Origin of the sequence: Synechococcus sp. R55.7 (assembly GCF_047461955.1) — a bacterium.
Classification (GTDB): domain Bacteria; phylum Cyanobacteriota; class Cyanobacteriia; order Thermostichales; family Thermostichaceae; genus Thermostichus.
On the sequence record NZ_JANSIC010000004.1, the window covers coordinates 22422 to 24634 of the forward strand.

Consider the following 2213-nt stretch of genomic DNA (forward strand, 5'->3'; position numbering starts at 1 on the left):
TCCTCAGGAAGCCACTGCTAGCTCTTTGGCTTCTGCCCGAATTTGCTCGTAAAGGGCGCGCAGCTTCAGGCCCACGATGACCTGGATCAGGCCAGAGCCATTGCGGGATCCCGGGTATTCCGGGTGCTTGCGCAACAGTTCCGTCAGCTCGCCATAGTAGCGGGTGGACAAGTTGCTCAGGTGGTTCTCGATGTAGATGACCTCTTCCAGCTTGTCGAAGGTGCCGTCGATCTCCAGAATCGAAACCGGGTGCTCGAAGTAGGTGGAAGGGCCATAGTGGAGGCGGATCCCTGGATAGGAACAAGTCAGCTTTTTGCCGCAGGGGATCCAATCAATGGTGGAGCCTTCGTCAAAGAGATAAACATGGTCGAAGTACTTCACCCCTTCCCGCTGGATCAGCCGCACCCGCAGTACTTTGTGCTCTGGATCCAGCTCCGGCAACAACTGGGTAGGCAAAACCTCAATGACGGCATCGGCGTACTGCTTCTGCACATCGACATAGGCTTCAAAGTCCGGGCGGCGAGCCTCGATTGAGCGCAACACATCTTCGTAGGTGTGGCCCCGCTCCGCCATGTCCCGCTTCACTTTCCAAGCAATCTTGATCTCTGGGGCCAGATCCAAGTACACCTTGAAGTCCAGCAGCTGGCGCACCCGCTCGTCATACATGGGATGCAGCCCCTCCAGGACGATGATGCGGTTGGGCTCCACCAGCTCCGGTGGGTCAATCAGCCCCGTCTCGTGGTTGTAGATGGGCTTCATCACACTTTGGCCGTTCTTAAGCGCCTTGGCCTGCTCGTACATCAGGTCGAAGTTGTTGGCGCGGGGATCCAGCGCCGTGATGCCCTTCTCTTTGCGCTGGTAGCGATCCAAGGAGTGATAGTCATCCAGACAGATGGTGGTAATCAGATCCCGGCCAAATAGATCCCCCAGCCGGCGTAAAAAGGTGGACTTGCCACAGCCAGAATCTCCGGCGACACCAATCATCACAACACGATCAGGACTGCTTGCCATGGGAACTCCTTGGGGACGGGCAGGGCAAAACTGAGAAAAAGGCTCTAGAAAGTTACCAACTGTTACGGTCTTGCATGATACCAAATAAAGCCGTTACATCACAAGCCGCTGGCAGGCCAGAGAGGTGGGCACCCTAAGCAACAATTTAACAAAAAATCCATATTTTTGGCCGATGAGCTTGGCCGGGATTATTTTTCCGGGGTTGCCGCTCTCAGGACGGCCTGGGGGGCTGGCGAAGGTCGTCTGCTTCTCCTCTGACAAGTTCCATTTGAGCAGCCGGGCTGCTGTGGTGTTTGCTATTTTGCTATATGTAAACTCATTTCCTCCCAGTGCCAGGAGCAGATCGCAGGTATGGTTGCCAGCGCAGAAAAGCGAGAGGTTGTCGTCAATCTGTATCGTCCCAACGCACCGTTGATCGGCCACTGCGTGGAGACCTACTCCATTGTCGGTGAAGGAGCACCCGGACTGACTAAGCACATTGTGCTCAGCTTGCCGGATCCCAACTACCGCTACCTAGAAGGGCAAAGCGTTGGCATTATCCCTCCTGGCGAAGATGCCAAGGGCAAGCCCCACAAGCCCCGCCTCTACTCGATTGCTTCCACCCGCTTTGGCGATGATGGCGAGGGGCGCACCGTCTCTTTGAGCGTGAAGCGGGCTGAATATGTCGATAGAGAGACAGGCCAGCCGGGGGTGGGGGTCTGCTCCGGCTTCCTCACCGATTTGAAGGCAGGCGATGAGGTGATGATTACGGGGCCATCGGGGAAAACCTTCCTACTGCCCGAAGATGAGAACGCCAACCTGATTTTGATCGCCACCGGCACTGGCATTGCTCCTTTTCGCGCTTTCATCAAGCACCTGTTTGAGGAGGATCCCAACTATCAGGGCAAGATCTGGCTGTTCTTTGGGGTGCCCACCACTTCCACCTTGCTCTACCACGGGGATCTGGAGGCCTGGAAAGCCCAGTACGGGGATCGCTTCCGCGTCGATTACGCCATCAGCCGCGAGCAACAAACCCCCGATGGCAAGAAAATGTACGTGCAAAACCGCATGGCCGAGTACGGCGCCGAGCTGTGGGAGATGCTGCAACAGCCCAACACCTACACCTACATCTGCGGCCTCAAGGGGATGGAGGACGGGATCAACAACGTCATGGGGCCTTTGGCCGAACAAGCCGGTCAGGATTGGAGCAAGTTCCAGAAGGA

The 2213-nt window shown here is 56.5% G+C and carries 2 protein-coding genes; one reads left to right on the forward strand and one right to left on the reverse strand.

Annotated features, from left to right (window positions below; all coding sequences use genetic code 11):
* Nucleotides 1-3 precede the first annotated feature (3 nt).
* The gene (locus NW820_RS00640) at nucleotides 4-1011 is read right to left on the reverse strand and encodes a phosphoribulokinase (protein ID WP_414330815.1); all 1008 of its coding nucleotides are present in this window, start codon (nucleotides 1009-1011) and stop codon (nucleotides 4-6) included.
* A gap of 351 nt (nucleotides 1012-1362) precedes the next feature.
* Here NW820_RS00640 and NW820_RS00645 point away from each other — a divergent pair.
* Nucleotides 1363-2213 (forward strand): ferredoxin--NADP(+) reductase (locus NW820_RS00645; RefSeq protein WP_414406399.1); only part of this gene is annotated, 851 nt, incomplete at its 3' end.

Bases quoted from the DNA above. Each gene is read 5' to 3' on its own strand.
- NW820_RS00640 (WP_414330815.1), bottom strand. From the start codon at position 1,011: ATGGCAAGCAGTCCTGATCGTGTTGTGATGATTGGTGTCGCCGGAGAT.